We start from the raw sequence: 25,659 nt of genomic DNA on the forward strand, positions 1-25,659 counted from the left end.
TATTATGGATAGAGTTATAGAATTACTTAAAGAGAGTGACGCGCTATTGGAGGGACATTTTTTGTTATCCTCTGGAAATCACAGTGATAAATACTGTCAATGTGCCAAGTTGTTGCAATATCCTGAAAAAGCTGAAGAAGTAATAAAAGTAATTGCAAAAAAACTTGAAAATATTGAATTTGATACTGTTGTAGGACCTGCAATGGGAGGAATTATTGTAGCGTATGAACTTGGAAGACAGCTTCACAAACCTGCTATTTTTACAGAGAGAAAAGATGGAAATATGTGTTTGAGAAGAGGTTTTGAAGTAAAAAAAGGAGAAAAAGTTATAATTTCTGAAGACGTTGTAACAACAGCTAAATCTTCGTATGAAACAAAAAGAGTTTTAGAAGATTTGGGTGCAGAAGTTGTAGGGATTTGTTGTTTAGTTGATAGAAGCATTAATTTGGATATTGATTTGCCAATTTATAGTGCAACAAAATTAGACATAGAAATTTTTAAACCTGAAGAATGTCCAATGTGTAAGAAAAATATTGAATTGGTAAAACCTGGTTCAAGAGATATGAAAATAAAATAAAAAATCATTGTGAATATCGGTTCTAAAATCAATTTTCAACACGTATATTAAGTTGATTTTAGAACTGTTTTTGTATTTAAAAATAAAAAAATATGATACAATAAATAGGAATAAACTAAAAGGATTTTTTAAAATGGAGTTAACAAGCATAGAACATGAAAATTTACCAAAACATATTGCCATAATTATGGATGGTAATGGTAGATGGGCTATAAATCAAAACAAACCAAGAGTATTTGGACATAATGAAGGAATGAAAAGAGTAGTAGATGTTGTAGAAAATTCTCTATCTATTGGCATAGAATATTTGTCGCTTTATGCTTTTTCAACAGAAAATTGGAAAAGGCCAAAAAAAGAAATTGATTTTTTAATGCAAATATTAATTAAATATATTAATGAGCAGCTTAATAAACTTATAACTCAAGGAGTTCGAATTAACATTTTAGGAGATATTAGTGTCTTACCAACTAAAGTAATTGAAAAGATAGAGTATGCACTAGAATCTACAAAAAAAAATGATAAAATGATTTTAAACATAGCAATAAACTATGGTTCGAGACAGGAAATACTAAAAGCTGTAAATGATGCTATATCTATTGGCAAAAAATTATCATTAGAAGAATTTGAAAATTTATTGTATACAAAAAATCAACCTCCAATTGATTTGCTTATAAGGCCAGGCGGAGAAAGAAGGCTTAGTAATTTTATGCTATATCAAATGTCTTATGCAGAGTTGTATTTTACAAATATTTATTGGCCTGATTTTAAGTTTGACGAGTTAATAGAGGCTATAAAATGGTATCAAAATAGAAATAGAAGATTTGGTGGTCTAAAATGAAATTTTTAAAAAGGAGTCTAACTGGTGTTTTTATTTTGTTGATTTCATTCATCTGCATCAAGAAGGCTGGAATATATCTTTTAATAATGAATTTATTCATAACATCAGTAGCTATATATGAATTAGAAAATGTTTTAAATTTAAAAACTTTTGAAAAAAAAGATTTGACGAATTTATCTATAAATTTAATTTTTAATCTTTGTTTTAATTTATCAATGTATTTTCAAAAGTATATTTTAGCATTAGCTTTATTTGGTATTATCGCATTGCTTCAGTTAACTTTTTATACTATTTTTGATAAACAATTAGATAAAGTTTTAAATAATTATCTTGTATATTTATATGTGAGCTTAACATTCTCATTAATGTATTTTGTGTCAAATACTCAATACATTTGGTTAATGTATATTTGTTCATGGGGAACAGATACTGCTGCATATTGTTCGGGGATGCTTTTTGGTAAGCATAAATTAACAGAAATAAGCCCTAAAAAAACTATTGAAGGTGCGATAGGAGGAATATTTGGAAGTCTTATCATCGCGATTATTTTTACTTTGTTTTATGGAGGAATTGGAATAATTAAATTAATTCCAATTGTTTTTATCGGTTCGATTATTTCGCAAATTGGAGATATTAGCGCTTCTAAAATCAAAAGAAAAGCACATATAAAGGACTTTGGAAATATTTTTATAGGACACGGTGGAGTACTAGATAGGTTTGATAGTTTTATATTTGTAATTCCATATTTGGTTATGTTATTTTGCTTAAATGTTAGATAGGAGGAATTGTGTTAACAATAATTTCATCAATTATTATATTTTTATTAGTAATATTAATACATGAATTTGGACATTTTATTGTAGCTAAGAAAAACGGAGTATCTGTTTTAGAATTTTCAGTAGGAATGGGTCCAAAGGTCTTTCAAAAAAAATCTAAGGAAACATTATATTCATTTAGGATTTTACCTGTAGGAGGGTATTGCCAGCTAGAGGGAGAGGATGAGGACAATGATAGTCCTAGTTCATTGAATAATCAACCTGCATTTGTTAGACTCAAAGTAATTCTTGCGGGTGCGATAATGAATTTTTTGTTGGCATTCACTTTATTGATAATTCTTATGTCAATGAGTAATGTAAATACTGAAATTTCTGGTGTAATGGAAAACTCCCCAGCTTCTTTATCTGGAATAAAAGTTGGAGATAAAATAGTTTCTATAAATGGGAACAAAATGAATAACGGAGAAGAACTATTAAAAGCTATTCGAAATTCAAACGGCGATTTAAATATCGAAATAGAAAGGAATAATAAATCTGAAAATTTTACAGTTACGCCAAAAGTTGAAGATGATGTAAGAAAAATCGGAGTTAACTTCAGCGAAGAATATAACATTAAACACTTCAATGTATTAAAAGGTTTAAAAAAAGGGACATTTACTTTTTTGAATTTAACAGGAATGTTGTATAAATTTTTGGGAATGTTAATAACTGGACGTTTAGGTTTTAGTGGAGTAAGTGGCCCTGTTGGAGTTGTTAGAGAAATAGGATATGCAGCTAAAACAGGATTAGCTAATCTATTATTTTTATTGGCGTATATAAACATAAACCTTGGAGTATTTAATTTATTGCCTATTCCTGCATTAGATGGAGGGAGAGCTATATTTATATTAATAGAAATGCTTTTTGGGAAAAAATTATCAAAAGAAAAAGAGGGTTATGTCCATATGGCAGGATTAATTCTGTTATTAGGACTAATAGCTATTGTGACAATTAAAGACATTGTAAAATTGTTTTAAAGATTACATTTAATGGGCCTAATTGGGCCTTTTTAAATTTGAAAGGTGAAATAATGAGAAGAGAAGATACAAAAAGAATCTATGTAGGAGATGTTCCTGTTGGGCATGGAGCAAGAGTAACTGTTCAATCTATGACTAATACAGACACAAAAGATATAGAAAGTACAGTTAGCCAAATACTAGAATTTGAGTCAGTAGGCTGTGATATTTCAAGGAGCGCGATAAATGATATTGAAGATGCAAAAGCAATCCCTACTATAAAAAGTATGACTAATATACCATTTATAGCCGATATTCAATTTCATCATAAATTGGCGATTGCGGCTATAGAAAATGGTTGTGATTGTATAAGAATAAATCCCGGAAACATCGGGGGAAAAGATAAAGTAAAAAAAATTGTAGACTGTTGCAAATCTCATAAAATATCAATGAGAATAGGTGTAAACAGCGGTTCAGTAAATCAAAAATTCATAGATAAATATCATGGAGTAAACGTTGACTCAATATGTTATAGCTGCTTGGATCAGGTAAGGATGATTGAAGATATGGGTTTTAACGACATAAAATTGTCGCTAAAGTCTTCAAATGTTAATATGTCCATAAAAGCATATGAAAAAATGTCACAACTATGCGACTACCCACTCCACGTAGGCATAACAGAAGCTGGACCATCTACAAAAGGAATAATAAAATCCAGTGTTGGAATTGGAAGCATATTGGCAAACGGGATTGGAGATACGATAAGAGTATCTCTGACAGGAGACCCAAAGCAAGAAGTGATTGTAGGAAGACAAATTTTGATGAGTTTAGGGTTGTTAAAAGAGGGTATAGAAATAATTTCTTGCCCAACATGTGCTAGAACTAAAATAAATCTTATTGACATAGTGAATAAAGCAGAAAAACAATTAGATAAAATAGATAAGCATATAAAAGTTGCTATAATGGGTTGTGTAGTAAACGGACCAGGTGAAGCGAAAGAAGCTGATATCGGAATAGCAGGAGGAAACGGAGTTGGACTGATTTTTAAAAATGGTAATATAATAAGAAAAGTAAAAGAAGAAGAATTATTGGATGTTTTAATTGAAGAAATAGAGAGGTTATGATTTGCACTTATTATTTTCAAAAATACTTCAAAAAATTGGATTAAAATATAATTCTGAATATCCCATATACATTAATAGGCTAGAGTATAATATCGAATCTGACTATCTTTATTGTGAAATAGAGATAGATAAAAATGAGGATAAGGAAAAATTATCAGAATTTATAAATACGGATTTGTTGAATTTTGTGAAAACAGTGAACATTGAATTTAAAGAAATTGATGTTAAAAATGACTTTTTTTCAAAAAATCGCTTAATAGATTTGCTTAAATCTAAAGACTTAACCGAATATTCAGCGTTTATTGATTATGACAACATAAAATTTGATGCAGAGAATTATGAAGTTGAAATTATTTTTACTCTTCAACAACCTATGTCTAAGTTTATCAATGAAAAAAAAGACATATATTTACAAGATATTATAAAAAAATTATATGGATTGGATATTTACATTAAAACAAAGCCAGCTAAATTAAAAGAAAACGAAGACTATCTACAAAATTTAAAGGAATATGATAACTCACTAAGAGAAAAAATCGTTGAAAGTGTAAATAACAATACTAAGCCCGCTAAAGAAGAAACTGTAAAAACAGGAATTAAATGTGGAAAAGATATCGCAAAAACTCCAGTTAAAATTAAAGAAATCATTGAAAATGAAGATGATACTTGCATTCAAGCAGAAATAATTGATGTTGACGTACGAAGTATTAAAGATGGAGAAAGTTTTATAATTTCACTTGATTTACGAGATGATACTGGTGCAATTTTTGCTAAGAAATTTTTAAAGAAAAAAGAGTACGAAGCTTTTGGTGACAAACTTAAATCAGGTGTGAATTTGCTTTTAACCGGAAGATTAGAATTTGATAGATTCACCTCGGGCAAGTCTTTTTCGATTAAACAAATGCAAGAAATCGAAAAACCCGAGAAAAGAAAAGATTTGTATGAAAAGAAGCGTGTTGAGCTTCATATGTACTCGCAAATGAGTCAATTAGATGGGTTTATTGACCTTGACAAATGTTGTAAACAATTAAACAAATGGGGATATACTGCGCTAGGATTGACTGATAAGTCTGTTGTCCAAGGTTATCCGCAATTGTACGATGTATGTACTAAAAACAGTTTAAAGCCTTTATTTGGCATTGAAGCGAAAATTTTGGAAGATGATTTCAGAATAATAACTAATCCATACAATGGGATGAATTTGAAAGAATTTGTAGTATTTGATATAGAAACTACCGGATTATCTAATGCAACTGAAAAAATAACAGAAATAGGAGCAGTCAAGATAGTTAATAATAAAATTATAGCTGAATTTAATCAATTAATAAATCCTGAAATGCCTATTCCAGAAAAAATAACAGAGCTCACTTCTATTACAAATGATATGGTAAAAAATATGCCTACTATTAATGAGGTTTTGCCAAAATTTCTTGAGTTTGTTGGTAATTGCACATTAATCGCTCACAACGCAGATTTTGATATGGGCTTTATAAAAAAGAATTGCTTAGATTTGGGATTAAAACCCGTAAGAACATATATCGATACATTAGCGCTTGCAAGAGCTATCGAACCTCATCTCAAAAATCATAAGCTAGATACACTTACAAAATTATACAACGTTAATTTGTTTAATCATCATAGAGCTTGTGATGATGCAAGTGCTACAGGTCAAGTTTTTATAAAGATGATAGACGCTCTAGAAAAAAACGGAAAAAAATTTGATATAAATATTAATTCAATTGAATCTGAATGGCCAGTAGCAAAAAGGGAGTCTCACACTGCTACAATTTATGCAAAAAATCTTGTAGGGCTAAAAAACTTATATAAGTTAGTAACTGCGTCAAATTTAAAATATTATTACCGAGAAGGTGGGATTCCAAAATCAGAATTGAATAAAAGACGAGAAGGACTTCTAATAGGAACTGGAAATGAAAATGGGGAACTGATAAAAGCTATTTTGAGTTTTGAATCAGATGATAAAATTTCTGAAATTATTTCCAGATATGATTTTCTAGAAGTTCAACCTCCGTTGTATTATGATGGTGTAAAATCTAAAAGTATGAGTTTTAATTTAAAAAGTGCTGAAGATTTAACCCTAACATTGTATAAATTATCTAAGACTAATGGTAAATTATTAGTGGCCGATACTTATGCTAAATATTTTGAAAAAAGCGATTATATTTTTAGAAATATTATATTAGAAGGTCAACCAAGAAAAATATATGGAGAAAAATTCCCTACACTCTACTTTAGAACTACTGACGAAATGATGAATGAGTTTTCCTTTTTAGATAAAGAAATAGCAGAAGAAATTGTTATAGATAACACGATTCAAATTTCAGAAATTCTTGAAGATATAAAACCTATACCTGACGGAACATTTCCGCCTGTCATAGAAGGTTCTGATAAAGAATTAAGGGAAATGACATATAAAAAAGCTAGAAGTATTTATGGGGATAATTTACCAGAAATAGTTGAAAGCAGATTAGAGAGAGAGTTATCGTCAATAATATCAAATGGTTATGCAGTTTTATACATTATTGCGCAAAAACTTGTTAAAAAGAGCAATGAAGATGGATACTTAGTAGGTTCAAGGGGTTCTGTTGGCTCAAGTTTTGTAGCTACAATGGCCGATATTACAGAGGTTAATCCATTGATACCTCACTATATTTGTACAAACTGCAAGTATTCTGAGTTTATTCATGATTCAAACATTGGTTCTGGAGTCGATTTGCCTGACAAAATATGTCCAGTTTGTGGCGAACCTTTGAAAAAAGAAGGACATAACATACCATTTGAAGTTTTTCTTGGATTTGACGGAGATAAAGAACCTGATATTGATTTAAATTTTGCTGGCGAATATCAGCCCACAGTTCACAAATACACGGAAGAGTTATTTGGTGAAGGAAAAGTATTTAGAGCAGGAACCATAGGCACAATTTCTGATAAAACAGCTTATGGATATATAAAAAAATACTTTGAAGATAAAAATCAATACGTAAATAATTCTGAAATTAAATATTTACAGCGAGGAATTTTGGGAGTAAAAAGAACGTCTGGACAACATCCGGGAGGAGTAATGATTGTTCCAAGGAATAAAGATATTGAAGACTTTTGCCCAGTCCAACACCCAGCAGATGATGTAAATAGTGATATAATAACAACACATTTCAACTACAAATCAATAAGTGGTAGAATTTTAAAATTGGACCTACTTGGACACGATGTGCCAACAATTATCAAAATGTTATCTGATATGACAGGGATAGATCCATTAACTATTCCAATGGATGACAAAGAGACTATGAGTATTTTTTCATCAATTGATGCTTTACATTTCGAAGAAACAATAGATGGTCTTGACATTGGAACTTTGGGTATACCAGAATTTGGCACTAATTTTGTAAGAGGAATGCTCAGAGACACTATGCCTAAAACATTTTCGGAATTGGTGAGAATTTCAGGACTATCCCACGGAACCAATGTATGGCTTAACAACGCACAAGACTTAATAAGAAATGGAGTCGTTGAATTAAAAGATACTATCTGTACAAGAGATGATATTATGATTTATCTAATCAATAAAGGTCTGGAAAAGAAAAAATCTTTTAAAATTATGGAAACTGTTAGAAAAAACAGACTTCTTGATGAGGAAACTATAAATTATATGAAAGAGAATAATGTTCCGGATTGGTATATTGAATCTTGTAAAACTATAGAATATCTGTTTCCAAAGGCTCATGCTGTAGCTTATGTGATGATGAGTTATAGAATAGCATATTTCAAGGTGCATTATCCAGAAGCTTTCTATTCCACTTTCTTTACAATAAAACTTCAAGATTATCCTGGAGATATAATAGTAAAAGGATTGGAAGCTATTAGGGATGAAATGAAATTTTTAAAAGATAAATATAAAGAATTAAATTCAAGAATGACTGCGAAAGACAGCAATAAATATTCTGTATTGGAAGTTGCAGAAGAAATGTACTGTAGAGGAATCAAACAATCCAGGGTTGATTTGAAAAAGTCTGACAAGTCTAAGTTTAAAGTTTTAGAAAAAGGATATATACAACCACCATTTAATGCACTTGAAGGTGTAAGTGATGCTAACGCAATAGCTATATTTGAAGAAATAAAAAAAGGAGATTTTATCTCTAAGCAAGATTTTACTGAGAGGACAAAAGTAAACAAAACAGCTCTCGAAATATTAGAAGAGCATGGTGTGTTAGATGGTCTTCAAAGCGAAAATCAAATAAGTTTATTTGATTTTTAAAGGATATGCTATAATTAGATTAATGGAGTGACTATGAATACAAAATTAATTTATGAAACGAATAATGAAAAATTAATAACTTTTATTTTTGGGCAAGTAGAAAAAAATTCAAAAAAAATCGAAGATAATTGTTATGTTAAATTAAAAATTTTTGAAAATGGAATATTAATCGAAGGAGAAGAAGAACACGTAAAAATCACTTTGGATTTAATTAATTCATTGGAAATAATTGTAAGTGAAAATGAAGAATTAACTGAACAAGATCTCGATTACTTGATTTCAAATTTTAGAAAAATCGAAAAAGATAAAATTTCTAAAATAAAGGATTATACTATTTGCTATAATTCAAAAGGCAAGCCTTTAAAACCCAAAACCCTTAACCAGAGAAATTATGTTGAAATGATAAAAAATAACGATATAGTTTTCGGAATAGGACCTGCTGGTACAGGAAAAACGTATCTAGCGATGGCTATGGCTATTAATGCTTTTAGAAACAATGAAGTTGATAGAATTATTTTGACTAGACCTGCAGTAGAAGCGGGAGAAAGTTTAGGATTTCTTCCTGGTGATTTACAAGAAAAGATTGATCCATATCTAAGACCAATTTATGATGCAATGTTTGATATTTTGGGTTTTGAAAACTTTGAAAAATACAAAGAGAGAGGATTAATTGAAGTAGCACCTTTGGCGTATATGAGAGGGAGAACACTTGACAATGCCTACATTATTTTGGATGAGGCACAAAATACAACTAATGAACAGATGAAGATGTTTCTGACAAGGATTGGATATGGTTCAAAAGCGATAGTTACAGGCGACATAACTCAAGTAGATTTACCAAGAGGAAAAAAATCTGGACTTTTAGTGGCTACTAATATTTTAAGAGACATTAAAGGGATAAGTTTTTTGGAGTTTGAAAAAACTGACGTTGTAAGGCATCCTCTTGTCCAAAAGATAATAGGAGCATACGAAAATTTAGAAAATAATAGGTTAAATTATGATAATACAGATAAGTAACAGGCAAGATGACTTTGAAATAAATGAAGATTTGATTTCAAGTATAAAAAAAGCAGTTAAAATATGTTTGTTTCAAGAGTTACAAAAAGATGATTATGAAATATCTTTGTCATTTGTTACAGAGGATGAAATAAAAAATTTAAACAATAATTTCAGAAATAAAAATAGTGTTACTGACGTTTTAAGTTTTCCTTTAGAAGATGAGTTTTTAATAGACACTAATCTTTTGGGAGATATAATTATTTGTACTAAAAGAGCCATTGAGCAAGCTAAAGAGTATAACCATACAATTGAAAGAGAAATTATTTATTTAGTTGTTCATTCTATGTTTCATTTAATGGGATATGACCATATGGGTGAAGAAGATAAAAAAATTATGAGAAAAAAGGAAAAACTAGCTCTTAAGGAAATAGGTATTTATAAAGATGAAGCTTTCAAACAAGAACAAACAAAATAATATTTCGAAAAATACATCTTTTATAACAAGCTTCCAATACGCAATGGATGGAATAATTCATTGCTTAAAAAGTGAAAGGAATTTTAGAACAGATATTCTAATGACTATTCTGATTCTGATATCTTCGTTGATGTTTGACTTATCAAGAGTAGAGATGGCTTGCTTGTGTATCACAATAACTTTTATTTTGATGGCTGAAATGATTAATACTGCTATTGAAGCTGTTGTAGATTTGATTTACGATAAATTTGATAGCAAAGCTAAAATTGCAAAAGATGTCGGAGCAGGTGCTGTATTGCTAGCAGCCTTCAATTCAATTTTTGTTGGTTATTTTATGTTTTACGACAGAATTGTACCTCTAACACATACAGCTGTAATAAAATTACAAAATTCACCAACTCATTTGACTTTCATAGCTTTGATTTTGGTTGTTTTATTAACTTTGGTTCTTAAAAGCTTTATTTATCAAAATAAATGGACTTACTTGCAAGGCGGTAGTGTAAGCGGACATTCATCTGTTTCTTTTTGCAGTGCAACTATTATTGCTTTACTTGCAAATAATACACTAGTAACAATTCTTTCTCTTTTCATTGCTTTTTTGGTAGCAGAAAGTCGAGTTGAAGGTAAGATTCATACTTTAAGTCAGGTTATTGTGGGAGCAATAATAGGTATTTTAGTTGCAATTTTATTGTTTAAAGTAATTATTTAGGAGAAATATGGATATAAATCAAATGTATGAAATGGCTTACGAGTACAAGAAAAAATCTTATTCACCATATTCAAATTTTAAAGTTGGTTGTTGCGTGAAAGATTGTGATGGAAAATTATATGGTGGATGTAACATTGAGAATGCTTCTTTTAGCCCAACAATTTGTGCAGAAAGATGTGCGATTTCTAAAATGGTTTCTGAAGGAATAAAATTAATAGATACTATTCTAATTGTTGGAGACTCTGAATATACTTATCCATGTGGAGTTTGCCGTCAGGTGATAAAAGAATTTTCAAACAATAAAACCAAAATTATTGTTGCAAAAAATAAAAATGATTATAAAGAATATTTTATAGAAGACCTATTGCCTCATGGCTTTAGTGGAGATGATGTAAATGTTTAAGTCGGGATTTGTTTCAGTTATAGGAAGAAGTAATGTTGGAAAGTCCACACTACTTAATAGAATATTGGGCGAAAAGTTGACAATTATTTCTGACAAACCACAAACAACAAGAAATAAAATACAGTTGATACACACAGATGATGATATTCAAGCAATTTTTTTAGATACTCCAGGTATTCAAACACCAAAAAATAAACTTGGGGATTATATGTTAAAATTATCAATGTCAACATTAAATGAGGTTGATATTATCACTTATATAGTTGACACAACAGAAGAAATTGGCAAACTTGACTCTGAAATAATCGAAAAATTAAAATCAGTTAAAACAAGTATAATACTGTTGATTAATAAAATAGATAAAATTGATTCGGGGAAATTGCAGAATTTAATAAATTTATACAATGACATTGGAATTTTCAAAGCGATTATACCGATTAGCGCACTTGAAGGTAAAAATATTGAAGATTACATTGTAGCTTTAAAAAATTTTCTTCCAGAAGGTCCAATGTATTACGACAAAGATAGCATAACAGACCAACCAATTAGGCAAATTGTTCAGGAATTAATTAGAGAAAAAGCTCTCTTAAATTTATCTGATGAGTTGCCTCATGGCATAGCTATAACTATTGAGAGATTTAAAGAAAGAAAAGATAAAAATTTAATTGATATTGATGCCACTATTATTGTTGAAAAGAAAAGCCATAAGGGTATGGTAATAGGGAAAAAAGGGGCTATGATTAAAAGAATAGGCAGCGATTCAAGAATCGACATAGAAAAATTAATCAACACAAAAGTAAATTTAAAATTATGGGTAAAAATTGATGAGGAATGGAGAAATAAAGAATCACGCCTCAAATATTTAGGTTATAAGTAATGGCGGAAAGTTTTTTAAAAACACAAGCGATTGTGTTAGAGCACATAATTTATGGCGAAAATTCTGTTATTTTAAATGTATTTACAAAAGATAACGGTATTATAGGAATTTTTATTAATAACATAAGTTCAAAAAATTCGTTGGTAGAATTTAATGTACTTTCAGTTAGTGATTTTACATTAAGAAAGAGTAATCAATTTTATTATCTAGTTGATTATGATTTGATAAACTCTAATTTTAATATAAGAACTAATTATAAATCTGAATTATTTAGTTTAGTAATTGTAGATTTGATAAAATCCATTTTTTACAACGAAGTATGTAATGAAAAAGTATATGCTTTAATTCTAAAAACAGTAATTTATTTATCAGAATATACTGATAACCAAAATGCAATTATTAACGCATTCATTTTGAAACTTGTTTCATACTTAGGTTATCAACCAAGTATGTTTTATGAAGCTAATCACAATAAATTTTATTTAAATGGTGGTTTTACAGAATCTAACGGTGAATTTTACAATATAGATAATTTACATTCAAAATATATGATATATTTAATGAAAAATAAATATGAGGATATAGTTGATAAAAAATATAATGGGATTGACGAAAATAAAATATTAAAAATTTTATTAAAGTATACAATAAATAATTTTGGCATTGAATATTTGGGTTCTTTAGGATATCTCGAATATTTGTAAGGAGAAAAAATGCATAACTTATTAATAGACATAGTGACTAATAATATTCCTGATAATTTTATTGGTCTTATAAATAGAGCTCTTGATGAAAAAATAAGAAAGCAGTTTAAATCAAGAAATATAAAATATGATAATCTTGAATTAGATACCATAAAAAATCACTTTTTTATTTATGGAAAAAATATTTCGAGTCAAAAATTTGAACTAGAAAATTTCGCAAATATTATTGATGATGTGATAAATTCTATTAATTTTAAATATAATTATAAAACAGAGTTGTTATCATTTAAACAATCTATAATTTATGTTAAGCTATTATCTGAAGAACAAGAAAAAATAATTGATTTTGATAATAAAGATAGAGTAAACAATGATATTGCATTAAATTCATCAATAATCAATGATTTTTCATCTGAATTATTAAAGAACGAAATTATATTAAAAAAAGAAAAAAGATTAGAATCTTTTAAAAAAAGTGCTCATAAAGTTGCAAGGGCAAATGGTTGTGTCATTATCGAAAATAACGAGATTTTAAATAGCTATGTCAATAAGTACGATTATCCTATTTGCATAGAATGTAGTTTTGATGAAAAATATATAACTATGGATAAGCAAATTTTACATACTGTTTTAATGGAAAATTTCAACGTACTACCTCTGGAATTTGACAATGGTAACAATTCTAACATATTCATATATGCTAGAGATAAAAAATCTAATGATTTTATAAATTTAACTGCTGAGGTAAATTTAAAATTAGAAAATATTTCTTTTTTAATCAAAAACAAATCTGAAAAAAAATTAGAAGATTTTGTTAATGATTTAAAATTAATACCTTATGTAAATAATTTCGGAAATTATTATGATAAAACAGAAAGACTAATAAATATATCACAAGATTTATGCAAAATCTTATCGGTTAGTGACGAAGCTATGCAATCTGTTAACCGAATTTCATTTTTATGTAAAGCGGATAGAGCAACCGAGATAGTTAAACGATATTTCTATTTACATGGATTAATTGGAAGATTATATGCTAAATCTGATGGCGAAGACCAAATTGTGTATGATGGAATATATCAACATATTAAGCCGAGATATTTTCAGGAAAACATACCAAACTCTATCGCAGCTAGGATTGTATCAATATCAGATAAAATGGAATATGTGATGGCGTATTTAATTTCTAGCAATGATGAAAATTTAAAATATAATTATAAGATTCGAACAACAATATCGTCTGTGATAGCTATTATTTTAAAATCTGAATTGGATTTTAATTTAGACGATTTTATTTCAAACATATTATATGTATTTCTTAAAGAAAATGGCATAGTTGATTATGAAAATTTACACTTAAAAATAAGAGATATTGTATTAGACGTATACAGAGACAATTGCATTAAATTAGGGTATGAGTACGAAGAGGTTGACGTCATTAATTACGAAAATCTCAACCTATTAAGTTCGCATCAGGTCTTAAAAGGGATTCATAATTTAGATTCAAATAAAAAAGATGCAGTAATTAATAAATTAAATAAATTTAATGGAATTGATACAAGTAATCTGAATTACACTCCAATGGAAGTTGATATTAATTGTTTACAAAGCGTATTAGATAAATTTTTAGATTGCTCCGAAGATGATATTAAATTTTACAAGGTGATTTTTAAAAAAATTTTTAATAATGGCAAATAGGGAGATGCTTATGTCAAAGACAATAGCTATTTTATCGGACTCAACAGCGCAAACAGAAAAACAGATTTTAGATGCTGTAAAATTAAATTTTAGAACGGATGACATAAATATTTTTCAGTACTCAGATGTTATAACATGTGAACAGATTGATGCAATATTACAAAATCTAAATGGCGAAGTTTTAATACTTTCTATGATTTTAGATAAAGATATATTAAGGTATTTGACAAAAAAAGCTACCGAAAGCAAATCTGTACTTTTGGTAGATGTACTAGACTATCCAATTGAAGCTACTAGAGAATTTTTTGAACAAAATTTACTCTTGGATAAAAAAATTAATGATACTCTTACAAAAGAATATTTTAATAGAATGAAAGCTATAGAATTTGCCGTTAAATATGATGACTGCAAGGATAAGTCAGGTATATTAAAAGCAGATATTGTTTTAATTGGAGTTTCTAGAACTTCAAAAACGCCTCTTAGCTTGAATCTGGCTTTTAAAAACTACAAAGTTTGCAACATCCCTCTTATGCCAGAATTTGAAATTCCTGAAGAATTGTTCAAAATAGACAATAATAAAATTATCGGATTAGTTATTGACGAAACAAGTCTGAATGATATCAGAAAGTCAAGAATGCAAGAATTAGGTCTACACATAGATTACTCAGATAAATCAAGAATAGAAAATGAATTAAGTTATGCAAAAAAAATAATGGATAAATTAAATTGCAAAGTTATTAATGTTACAAATAAAACATTGGATGAAACTTCTAATGAAATCATTGCATACATAAGAAAATTTAATTAATTCTCAAGTTCTCATTTTGAGGACTTTTTTTGTTTTACTGCATAAATTATGATAAAATATTAAAGTAATAGTGGAGGTAATTAGTGGAAAATAATAGATATAAAATCGAAAGAAAAATAAAAGAAGATGAATTTTCTACGACATATAAAGCTTATGACAATAAACTCAATAGATTTTTAAGTTTAAAGGAATTTAATGATAAAAGTTGTTTTGAACGTTCTATTGAAAAATTAAAATCCTTATCTAATTTACATCATCCAAATATATTAGAATTATATGATTTAATAATAGAAAAAGAAGAAAAATGTTCAATAACTTACGAATATTTCAATGGAATAACATTGGATTCTTTTTTTAGTAGAAAGTCGATTAGCGATAATGATTTGATAGAAATTTTAAAGAAAATTGTGTTAGGATTGATTTATTGTGAGAACAATGATGTATATTGTGGTAAATTAGAACTCAGTAATTTATTGATAAACGAAAACTTAATCGTTAAGCTAGACATTTTTAATAAATATGATTATGACAATTTTGAAAATGATAAAAGTCAATTTAGTATTAATAAAAATGTGATATTAAATATTTTAGATAACTCAAATTTATATATTGATGAAAGTAAATTATCTGAAATAAATACAAAATTAAGTACGGATTACTATAGTAGTTTATCTAGTATTTACAAAGATTTGAATACTATAGACACTCTAATTGATAATAACACTGATGAAATATCTGCTGTTGAAAATTTCGATAATACAATAAAATTAGATTTAAAAAATGAAAAAGAAAGTAAAATGTCTTATAAAATAGATGAAGATATTTTGAATGAAAACACGACAAATAATAAAAGAGAAAGTGGTTTTTTAAAGGCTTTTCTTGTGTATTTCACATCTGTCCTATTAGCTTTTTTTGTTGCTTGTGCATGTGTTTTTTATTACAATTTAAGGCCTAAAGCACCCGATTATGTAGGTAAGAATTTGAGTATAGCTGTTAATCAAGCAACTCAGAACAAAATTGAATTAGTAGTAGATAAATCATTAAATGTTGATAAATCTAACTTAAACAAATACGTAGTAGTTTCACAAAGCCCTAAAGTTGGCTCAAAACTATTATTCAATAGAAAAATAAAACTTCAATTAGGCATGGAAAAAGATAAGACAATGGTTAATTTGGTTGGCTCAAGTTTAAAAAAAGCGGAAAGAAAATTATCGGAACTTGGTTTAAATTTAAAGAAGATAAAATACAAGAAAAGTTCGGTCTATGATAAGGGAACTGTAATATATCAAAGTGTTGAATCCGGCAAAAAAATCAATGATGGAGATTTTATTAGTATCACTGTCAGTTCTGGAAGGATTGTAAAAACACAAGAATCTGAACAAAATACAGAACAATATACTCCTCCAGAAGAAAATGAAAGGCCTAAAGACGATGAAATTAATAGAGGCGAAGATAACAATTATCATAAAAACGAAGATAAAAATCAAAATGAACAAGACCAAATAAATAATAGCGGAGAGTAATATGGAGTACTTTTCTATTTCTTATAAAGGTAAGTTTAGAGAACTTAATGAAGATTATTACAAGAATGAATGTTTTAGAGATTCTCAAATATTTTTGATAGCAGATGGTATGGGTGGGTGTCTATTTGGAGATAAGGCTTCTGAAATAGCTGTTGAGGAGTTTTTGATTTGTTTCAAAAAACATTATGATGAAGAGATAAAAATAAAAGACTTAATTTATGGAAGCATACAGCATGCTGGATATAAAATATTGGAATTTTCAAATATGAATAATTGCGTCAATAATATTGGCACGACATTTATAGCTTCAATAATAAAAGATGATAAACTATTTTTATTTAATGTAGGTGACAGCAGGGCTTATTTGCAAAATAATTATGGCTTATTTCAAATATCCAAGGACCATATAGTAAAAAATAATGATAGATATAAAAATGCGGTCACTAGAGGACTTGGATTTTTAAGTATGGATAAGCCGGATTATATGATTAAGGATTTGGGTAGTGAAGACCAAATACTAATGGCTACTGATGGATTTTACAAATATATTGAAAACTCAACAATTAATAATATATTGAGTTCTAATTACTCAGTTGAAGAAAAATGCAATATTTTATTGAATAAAGTAAAAGGTACTTCAAAAGATAATATTACTATTACATTAATTAAGGTATAAGCTATCGTTTTTACGATGGCTTATATTTTATAAAGGAGATATTAATGCAGAAAATAAATAAAACAGAAAATAATAATAATTATGTTAATCTTTTTATAAATAAGCATAACAATGCACCGACATATTCTATAATAACACATGGTTGTCAAATGAACGAGCATGATTCGGAAAAAATCAAAACACTTTTAGAGAGAATGGGTTTTGTAAAGTCTGAAGAAAAATTGAATGCTGACTTTGTTATTTTCAATACTTGTTTGGTTAGAGAAAACGCTGAAATGAAAGTCTATGGTCAATTAGGTGCTCTCAAAAATTTAAAGAGAGAAAACCCAGATATGTTGATAGCTGTTTGCGGTTGTATGATGCAAACAGGACCTGCAAGGGACATTATAAAGGAAAAATATCAACACGTTGACATTGTTTTTGGAGTAAATAATATTAACTCACTACCTTATTTGATAGATAGACATTTAAATAGTGGAAAACTTGTTGTAGATATTGAACGAAAAGATGATATTGATGAAGATGTTGCTATTAAAAGAGATAATCAATTTATTGGATATGTTAATATAATGACTGGATGTAACAATTATTGTACGTACTGCATAGTTCCATACGCTAGGGGTAAAGAGCAAAGTAGATCTGTTAATAGCATATTATCTGAAGTAAAGAGAATGGTTGAAGATGGGTATAAGGATATAACTTTGTTGGGACAAAATGTAAACTCTTACGGTAAAACTCTTGAAAATCCTGTTACTTTTACAGAACTTTTAACTAAAGTTAATGATATAGAAGGGCTAGAAAGATTGAGATTTCTGACAAGTCACCCAAAAGATATTTCTGATGAATTGATAGAAGCAATGGGTAAATTAGATAAGGTATGTGAAAATATACATCTGCCATTTCAAGCAGGCTCTAATTCAGTTCTTAAACGTATGAATAGAAAATATACAAAAGAATCTTATCTAGAAAAAGTTGAAAAATTAAAGAAAAATGTAAAAGGTATAACTTTTTCAACCGATATTATCGTTGGATTTCCTGGAGAAACAGAAGAAGATTTTCAAGAAACTCTCGATGTTGTGAGAAAAGTTGGGTATGAGCAAGCATTTACTTTTAAATACAATAGAAGACCTGGAACAAAGGCAGATTTATTTGAAGATCAAGTTGATGAGAATGTAAAACAAGATAGATTAGAGAGATTACTGGATGTTGCTTATCCTATTTTTTACGAAAAAAATAAATCATATCTTGGGACTACACAAGAATTACTAATAGAGGGAGAGAGTAAAAATAATCCGGAAGTTTTGACTGGAAGGACTAGGACATTTAAATTAGTAAATGTTAAGTGCGATAAATCATATATTGGTAAATTAGTTAAGGTTAAAATAGTAGGATTCAATTCATTCGCATTGACGGGAGAAATGGTGAAATAATATGTGTTACACTCCTATGATAAAACAATACAAAGAAATAAAAGAACAAAACAAAGATTGTATACTATTCTTTAGATTAGGAGATTTTTATGAAATGTTCTTTGAGGATGCATTATTAGCATCAAAAGAATTAGAAATTGTACTAACTCAGAGAGATTGCGGTGAGAATAAAAAATGCCCTATGTGTGGTGTTCCTTACCATGTTTGCGATGTTTATATAAATAAACTTGTAGCAAAAGGCTATAAAGTTGCTATTTGTGAGCAATTAGAAGACCCTAAACTTGTAAAGGGATTGGTAAAAAGGGGAATAATTAAAATTTATACCCCAGCAACAGTTATTGAGAATGAAAACTCTGACAGTGGTAATTATAATTATTTAATGAGTATTTCCAGAAATAATAAAGAGGTTTCGGTTTCTTATATTGACATTTCAACAGGAGAATTATTGTATACGAACACTACTTCAGATGATGTATATAAAATTATTGAAAATGAAATATCAAGAATAACGCCTAAAGAAATAATATACAATGAGGATGAGCTTTCAAACGAAATTTTAGAAACTATTGCGTTAAAATTTTCAATAGTACTAACAAAAATAAAAAATAGTGAGAAACCCCTTCAACTAATTAATTCTAAAATAAAATACGATAACAACAACACAAAAATAACTAATATATGTGTAGCAAATTTATTAAATTATGTTTTTAGATATCAAGATAATTTAGAGCATATCAATAATTCTGTAAAATACTTTTTAAATCAATTTATGGAGATTGATTCTAATAGTGTAATAAATCTGGAAATACAAAAAAACTTGTACAGTAATTCAAAAAATGGAAGTTTGTTTGGTGTCTTAAACTACACAAAAACATCAATGGGTTCTAGATTGTTGCATAGCTATCTTGAAAGGCCATTAATGGACAAGAAAGAAATATTAATTAGACAAAAAAGAGTTGAAGAATTATTTAATGATTACGAGCTACTTTTAAATATAGAGAATACATTGAATGGAATATATGATTTAGATAGATTAATAGCCAAATTATCATATAAAAGTGCAAACGCAAAGGATTTGATAGCTTTAAAGGTTTCAATTGCTAAGATACCAAAATTGAAACAATTGTTAATTTCGGATAAAATAAATTTGAAATTGATAGGTGAAGGACTTGATGATTTAAAAGATTTGTATGAATTGATAGATAATTCTATAGTTGAAGACCCTCCTGTAGTTTTATCCGAGGGAAATTTAATCAAACAAGAATTTTCAAAACAACTCGATGAATTGAGATTTAATAGAGTTAATGGTAAAAATGAATTAGTAGAATATGAAATGTACGAAAAGGAAAGACTAGGAATTAGAAATCTTAAAATAGTTTTTAATAAAAAGCTTGGATATTTTATAGATGTTACAAAATCTAATGTTAATAAAATACCTGAAGATTACGAAAAACGTCAAACATTAACTAACTCATCAAGATATAAATCAAAAAGATTAGAGGAGATTGAATCAAAAATATTAGACTCAGAAGATGAAATTTTTGAGTTGGAATACAAAATTTTTGAAGACATTAGAAGAATAATTCTCAATAATTTATCTCGAATAAAAAAATCAGCAGATTTGATTGCGATAGTTGATGTTTCAAGTTCACTAGCTAAATGTGCATATATTAATGATTATGTAAAACCTGATATTAATACTTACGGACTTGTAGATGTTGTAGAATCGCGACATCCAATTGTCGAATTAAGTGTCGGAAAATCAGAATTTATAACTAATGATATTTTGATTGGAAGTGGTAAGAATGATATCCAACTTATTACTGGTCCAAATATGAGCGGGAAATCAACTTATTTAAGGCAAGTTGCCCTTATTTGTATTTTAAATCAAATAGGTTCGTTTGTACCTGCAAAAAAAGCCAATATTTCAATAGTAGATAAAATTTTTACGAGAATTGGTTCTAGTGATAATTTATTTAAAGGTGAATCGACTTTTATGGTTGAAATGAAAGAAATGAGTAACATTATAAAATACGCAACACCTAATAGTCTTCTTGTGTTAGATGAAATAGGAAGGGGAACATCAACTTATGATGGTCTTAGCTTGGCGTGGGCTATTGTCGAGTATATTTCTAAGAATATCAAAGTTAAAACACTATTTGCAACACATTATCATGAATTGATAGAATTAGAACACAAATTAGATAATGTTATAAATATGAAAGTGGATATAAAAGAAACAAAAGATACAATTATATTTTTGAGAAAAATTACGAGAGGTTCAACAGATAAGAGTTATGGAATTGAAGTAGCTGAATTAGCAGGATTACCAAAGATTCTAATTAAACGTGCAAAATCAATACTAAAAGAAATAGACAAGGATTACACAAGAATTGATTTGCCTTTAGAAGATTTTAACTCTGAAGAATTAGAATGTGAACAAGATTTAAAATCAAAACTAAATAATTTTGATTTATTAGAACTAAAAAATGATTTATCGAAAATAGATATAAATAATTTGACGCCGTTAAAATCCCTATCTATTTTAAATGAATTTGTACAAAGAGCAACGAAATTAGGTGATACAAATGATTAAATTATTATCAGAAGATACAATTCAAAAAATTGCCGCTGGTGAAGTTATTGAACGACCAGTTTCAGTCGTAAAAGAATTAGTTGAAAATTCAATTGATGCTGGAAGTGATTCTATTGTTGTTGAAATTAAAAACGGTGGAAAAGACTTTATCTCAGTAAGCGATAATGGTTCTGGAATAAAAAAAAATGAGATTGAATTGGCCTTTAAAAGACATTCTACTAGTAAATTGGAAAAATTCGACGATTTGTATAATCTGAATACTTTGGGTTTTAGAGGTGAAGCACTAGCTAGCATTTTGTCGATTTGTAAATTATCGATAAACACGAGAACTAAAGAAGACAACATCGGAAGTAGACTTGAATTTAGAAACTCTAGTGTAATCAGTAAATCAGAAGTCGCGATGAATATAGGAACGAAAATAATTATTAAAGATTTATTTTATAATGTTCCAGTTCGAAAAAAATTTATGAAATCAGAACAAACAGAAGCAAACCTTATAACAACGACTATGTATAAATTTGCAGTTTGCAATACAAATGTTTCTATAAAATACATTAAAGACAATAAGACTTTATTTGAAACGAAAAAGAACTCTTCAATAAAAGAAAACATAATTAATCTGTTTGGAACTTCACTTTCAAATAATTTGATAGAATTTGAAATAGCACAAAAAGATTATAAGATATTCGGATATGTTTCAAACAACAACTTGTATAGAGCAAATAGGCAAATGCAATATATTTATTTGAATGGAAGATTTGTTAAATCAGATGATATAAGAAATACCGTGGAGACAAATTATAAATCAGTTATACCAAATGGAAGATTCCCTCTTTATTGGCTTTTTTTTGAAATAAATCCGAAGTTAGTAGACGTTAACATTCATCCAAATAAACAGCGAGTAAAGATTTCGATACTTGATGAAGTAATGGAACAATTAAACAAGAAAATCAGATTTTTATTAGAAAATAATGTAAACATAGTTAATATATCTGATTCGATCGAAGATGATAAGTATCATGATTTGAGAAAAAATTATTTTGAATCATATACAAAATCCGATAAATATGGCTCGACAAAAGTTTCAGAACCATCGTATTCTTATAATTTGTACAATGACAACTCAAGCATTTCAAACATAAGGAAGATGACTAATTTTAATGATTTTAATAAAGAGAAAGAAGACTTCAAAAATACCGAATTGATTAATTCTTATGATGATAAGAATTTTTTTAAAGAATCATTAGAAAAAAACGAAAAGTTTGAATTAAATAAACAGATGGAAATCAGTAGAAATATTGAAAAATATCAAAAATTTGAAGTTTTAACAGTTTTATTTAGAACGTATATACTAGCGAAAGATATTTTTGATGCTAAAATATATCTATTTGATCAACATGCTTGTCATGAGAGAATAAACTACGAAAAATTAACAAAACAAATGATAGACAATAATGTTGTTTCTCAAAATTTAACATTTCCTGAAAATATAAATTTGACAGATGAATTAATGCAAATATATGTAAAAAACAAAGAATTATTTGAAGAATTAGGATATGATAGCGAAGTTTTTGCTGAGGACTCGGTAGTTATTAGAGCAATACCTTATTTATTTGGAAATTGTAATGCATCATTTTTATTTACCGATATTTTAGATACTATTGCAAAAAACTCAAATGAACCATTTGATTTAATCGAATCTAAAGTTATAAAAAGGTCTTGTAAAATGAGTGTAAAAGCCGGTGACAAATTGAGCGATTTTGAAATAATAAAATTACTACAAGACTTGTTTAAATGCGAATATCCGTTCACTTGTCCTCATGGTAGACCTACTTTTATAGAAATTAGTGAAAAAGACTTAGAAAAAATGTTTATGAGGATAAAATGAGAAATAAATGTATATTGATTGTTGGACCTACAGCTGTGGGCAAGACAAGACTTAGTGTTTTTTTAGCGAAAAAATTAAATAGTGAAATAATTTCAGCTGATTCTATGCAAATATATAAAAAAATGGATATTGGTACTGCTAAAGTTGAAAAAAAATATCAACGTGAAATCAAACACCATATGATTGATATAGTTGAACCTGATGACAATTACAATGTTGAGCAATTTAGAAATACGTGTTTGGATTTGATTATGAAAATAAATAATTCAGGTAGAGTACCTATTGTAGTTGGAGGAACTGGTCTATATGTAAATTCACTCACACATAAACTTGAATTTAATACTATCAAATCCGATGACACAATTAGAATTGAATTAGAACAGTTTGTCGAAAAAAATGGAAAGAAAAAACTCCATAAAATGCTTGAAAAAATTGATTTGAAGTCATCTTTAAATATTCATATGAATAATGTTAGACGTGTTATAAGAGCTATTGAAGTATTTAAACTAACAGGAAAAAAATTCAGCGAAATAAATGATAAATTTGACAGATATAACGAAGACTTAGATTTCTATATTATTGGATTAAATGACGATAGAGCCATTTTATACGATAGAATCAATAAAAGGGTTGATAAAATGTTTGATGATGGTTTTTTGGCAGAGTGTAAATATATATATGAATTAACAAATGAAAACTCACAGTCAATTCAAGCTATAGGATATCGTGAAGCTTTTATGTATCTCAACAATAAAATTTCATATAGTGATATGATAAGTTTGATTAAACAAAATAGTAGAAAATACGCAAAACGACAATTGACATGGTTTAGACAGGATGATAGAATTAATTGGCTAAACCTGGATCAATTTGACAAATTTGAAGATTTAGAACAAAAATCTTTGTTAAACGTGAAAGAATGGTTATATGATAGAAGAAAAAATTAGAGAATGGTTTAATATTGACGAAGAAGTATACAACACAGTTTTAAAATGTGATACTAGATTAAAAGATAAATTTAATGAACTTTCAAAAATAGAATTTTTCAATCAACTCAAAGTTTTAAAGGCATTTCAAGATAATAAGCTTCAATCTACAGACTTCGATTCTACGACAGGATATGGTTATGGAGATGTAGGAAGGGATAAATGTGAAGCTATATTTAGAGATATATTCAGAGCAGAAGATTCTCTTGTTCGCCCTTCAATAGCTTCTGGAACACATGCTTTGAGTTTATTGATGAAAGCAGTATTACTACCTGGAGATAAATTGCTGTATATTACAGGACTTCCTTATGATACACTTCAAGAAGTAATCGGAATCACAGGAAATGCTCCTTGTAATTTAAGAGAATATGGAATTAAATTTGATTTTGTAGATTTAATAGATAACAATATAGATATAGAATCTACATTAAAAAAAATTGATTCAACCGTAAAAATGGTAGCGATTCAAAGGTCAACAGGGTATAGTTTACGAAATGCAATCGATATTGAGAAAATAGAGAAAGCGGCAAAAACTATAAAAGAAAAATATCCAGAAATTATTATAATGGTTGACAATTGCTATGGAGAATTTACTGAATACAAAGAACCATTGGAAGTTGGTTGCGACGTCATCGCAGGCTCATTGATAAAAAATCCTGGTGGGGGAATTGCTTTATCAGGTGGATATATTGCCGGGAACAAATGTATAATAGATAGAGTTGCAAATACTTTAACGGCACCTGGGATTGGAAAAGAGGTTGGTATTACTTTTGGTACGACTCGAAATACTCTGCAAGGATTATTTTTAGCTCCAAAAATTACGATGCAAGCTATGAAGTCTGCATTATTATTCTCACAGGTTTTCAAAGACTTAGGATTTAAAACAATACCTGATATTCATGATAAAAGAAGCGATATAATATGTGCAATAATTTTAAAAAATGAAGAAAGAGTTATTGAATTTTGTCGCTCAATCCAAGAAACATCTGTCGTTGATTCGCATGTTATACCTTATCCGTGGGATATGCCTGGATACGATGATAAAGTTATAATGGCATCGGGAAGTTTCATTGATGGGTCAAGTATTGAAATATCAGCTGATGGGCCATTAAGAGAACCTTATGTTGTATATTTTCAAGGATCCTTGACTTATAATCAAGCGCTAATAGCTTGTATGAGAGTTGTAACTAATTTAAAAAGAAATAATTTATTGTAAAAAAAAGCCTTACACAAGATTTTCAATGATTTAAAATAAAAATCCTAAAGACAGAAACAATAGGTTAAATCATATCTTGCGTAAGGCT

General features: G+C 28.2%; 21 protein-coding genes. All 21 read left to right on the forward strand.

What is annotated here, in order from left to right:
* Nucleotides 1-4: 4 nt before the first annotated feature.
* The 21 genes from pyrE (at nt 5) to Q0X02_RS02040 (ending at nt 25,571) form a co-directional block, all read left to right on the forward strand.
* Complete coding sequence (gene pyrE / locus Q0X02_RS01940; protein WP_297810744.1) at nt 5-577, forward strand: orotate phosphoribosyltransferase; 573 nt, start codon at nt 5-7, stop codon at nt 575-577.
* Between the two features lie 133 nt (nt 578-710).
* Nucleotides 711-1,415, forward strand: coding sequence for a polyprenyl diphosphate synthase (gene uppS, locus Q0X02_RS01945; protein WP_297810828.1), 705 nt, complete (start codon nt 711-713; stop codon nt 1,413-1,415).
* Complete coding sequence (locus Q0X02_RS01950) at nt 1,412-2,194, forward strand: phosphatidate cytidylyltransferase (RefSeq protein ID WP_297810747.1); 783 nt, start codon at nt 1,412-1,414, stop codon at nt 2,192-2,194. Before uppS ends, Q0X02_RS01950 begins: the two co-directional genes overlap by 4 nt.
* Nucleotides 2,195-2,202: 8 nt before the next feature.
* Complete coding sequence (gene rseP / locus Q0X02_RS01955) at nt 2,203-3,207, forward strand: RIP metalloprotease RseP (protein ID WP_297810750.1); 1,005 nt, start codon at nt 2,203-2,205, stop codon at nt 3,205-3,207.
* 53 nt (nt 3,208-3,260) lie between these two features.
* Nucleotides 3,261-4,310 carry a flavodoxin-dependent (E)-4-hydroxy-3-methylbut-2-enyl-diphosphate synthase gene (gene ispG, locus Q0X02_RS01960; protein ID WP_297810753.1) on the forward strand — a complete coding sequence of 350 codons (1,050 nt, stop codon included), beginning with the start codon at nt 3,261-3,263 and terminating at the stop codon, nt 4,308-4,310.
* 1 nt (nt 4,311) lies between these two features.
* On the forward strand, nt 4,312-8,583 hold the full coding sequence (locus Q0X02_RS01965) for a PolC-type DNA polymerase III (RefSeq protein ID WP_297810756.1): 4,272 nt from the start codon (nt 4,312-4,314) through the stop codon (nt 8,581-8,583).
* 33 nt (nt 8,584-8,616) lie between these two features.
* The gene (locus tag Q0X02_RS01970; RefSeq protein ID WP_297810759.1) at nt 8,617-9,600 is read left to right on the forward strand and encodes a PhoH family protein; all 984 of its coding nucleotides are present in this window, start codon (nt 8,617-8,619) and stop codon (nt 9,598-9,600) included.
* Nucleotides 9,581-10,057: an rRNA maturation RNase YbeY gene (gene ybeY, locus Q0X02_RS01975; RefSeq protein ID WP_297810762.1), complete on the forward strand. Its 477-nt coding sequence runs from the start codon at nt 9,581-9,583 to the stop codon at nt 10,055-10,057. Before Q0X02_RS01970 ends, ybeY begins: the two co-directional genes overlap by 20 nt.
* The gene (locus tag Q0X02_RS01980) at nt 10,026-10,766 is read left to right on the forward strand and encodes a diacylglycerol kinase (RefSeq protein WP_297810765.1); all 741 of its coding nucleotides are present in this window, start codon (nt 10,026-10,028) and stop codon (nt 10,764-10,766) included. Before ybeY ends, Q0X02_RS01980 begins: the two co-directional genes overlap by 32 nt.
* A gap of 7 nt (nt 10,767-10,773) precedes the next feature.
* Nucleotides 10,774-11,169 carry a cytidine deaminase gene (cdd, locus tag Q0X02_RS01985; protein ID WP_297810768.1) on the forward strand — a complete coding sequence of 132 codons (396 nt, stop codon included), beginning with the start codon at nt 10,774-10,776 and terminating at the stop codon, nt 11,167-11,169.
* The gene (era, locus tag Q0X02_RS01990) at nt 11,162-12,046 is read left to right on the forward strand and encodes a GTPase Era (RefSeq protein WP_297810770.1); all 885 of its coding nucleotides are present in this window, start codon (nt 11,162-11,164) and stop codon (nt 12,044-12,046) included. Before cdd ends, era begins: the two co-directional genes overlap by 8 nt.
* Nucleotides 12,046-12,750 carry a DNA repair protein RecO gene (gene recO, locus Q0X02_RS01995; RefSeq protein WP_297810772.1) on the forward strand — a complete coding sequence of 235 codons (705 nt, stop codon included), beginning with the start codon at nt 12,046-12,048 and terminating at the stop codon, nt 12,748-12,750. The genes era and recO overlap by 1 nt, the downstream gene beginning before the upstream one ends.
* 9 nt (nt 12,751-12,759) lie before the next feature.
* Entirely contained in the window at nt 12,760-14,448 is a 1,689-nt protein-coding gene (locus tag Q0X02_RS02000) for a glycine--tRNA ligase subunit beta (protein WP_297810775.1), read from the forward strand.
* 10 nt (nt 14,449-14,458) lie between these two features.
* A complete protein-coding gene (locus Q0X02_RS02005; RefSeq protein ID WP_297810778.1) occupies nt 14,459-15,256 on the forward strand; it encodes a pyruvate, water dikinase regulatory protein in 798 nt (265 codons plus the stop codon).
* An 83-nt stretch (nt 15,257-15,339) separates the two neighbouring features.
* Nucleotides 15,340-16,779 carry a PASTA domain-containing protein gene (locus Q0X02_RS02010; protein ID WP_297810781.1) on the forward strand — a complete coding sequence of 480 codons (1,440 nt, stop codon included), beginning with the start codon at nt 15,340-15,342 and terminating at the stop codon, nt 16,777-16,779.
* A 1-nt stretch (nt 16,780) separates the two neighbouring features.
* Complete coding sequence (locus Q0X02_RS02015) at nt 16,781-17,455, forward strand: protein phosphatase 2C domain-containing protein (RefSeq protein ID WP_297810784.1); 675 nt, start codon at nt 16,781-16,783, stop codon at nt 17,453-17,455.
* Between the two features lie 44 nt (nt 17,456-17,499).
* Nucleotides 17,500-18,885 (forward strand): tRNA (N6-isopentenyl adenosine(37)-C2)-methylthiotransferase MiaB, encoded by a 1,386-nt coding sequence (miaB, locus tag Q0X02_RS02020; protein WP_297810787.1) that lies wholly within the window; start codon nt 17,500-17,502, stop codon nt 18,883-18,885.
* A 1-nt stretch (nt 18,886) separates the two neighbouring features.
* The gene (mutS, locus tag Q0X02_RS02025; RefSeq protein WP_297810790.1) at nt 18,887-21,481 is read left to right on the forward strand and encodes a DNA mismatch repair protein MutS; all 2,595 of its coding nucleotides are present in this window, start codon (nt 18,887-18,889) and stop codon (nt 21,479-21,481) included.
* Nucleotides 21,474-23,369 carry a DNA mismatch repair endonuclease MutL gene (mutL, locus tag Q0X02_RS02030; protein ID WP_297810794.1) on the forward strand — a complete coding sequence of 632 codons (1,896 nt, stop codon included), beginning with the start codon at nt 21,474-21,476 and terminating at the stop codon, nt 23,367-23,369. The genes mutS and mutL overlap by 8 nt, the downstream gene beginning before the upstream one ends.
* Nucleotides 23,366-24,316 (forward strand): tRNA (adenosine(37)-N6)-dimethylallyltransferase MiaA, encoded by a 951-nt coding sequence (gene miaA / locus Q0X02_RS02035; protein ID WP_297810797.1) that lies wholly within the window; start codon nt 23,366-23,368, stop codon nt 24,314-24,316. Before mutL ends, miaA begins: the two co-directional genes overlap by 4 nt.
* The gene (locus tag Q0X02_RS02040) at nt 24,297-25,571 is read left to right on the forward strand and encodes a methionine gamma-lyase family protein (protein WP_297810800.1); all 1,275 of its coding nucleotides are present in this window, start codon (nt 24,297-24,299) and stop codon (nt 25,569-25,571) included. The genes miaA and Q0X02_RS02040 overlap by 20 nt, the downstream gene beginning before the upstream one ends.
* Nucleotides 25,572-25,659: the final 88 nt, after the last annotated feature.

The sequence above is a fragment of the uncultured Finegoldia sp. genome (assembly GCF_947252345.1).
Taxonomy (GTDB): Bacteria; Bacillota; Clostridia; order Tissierellales; family Peptoniphilaceae; genus Finegoldia.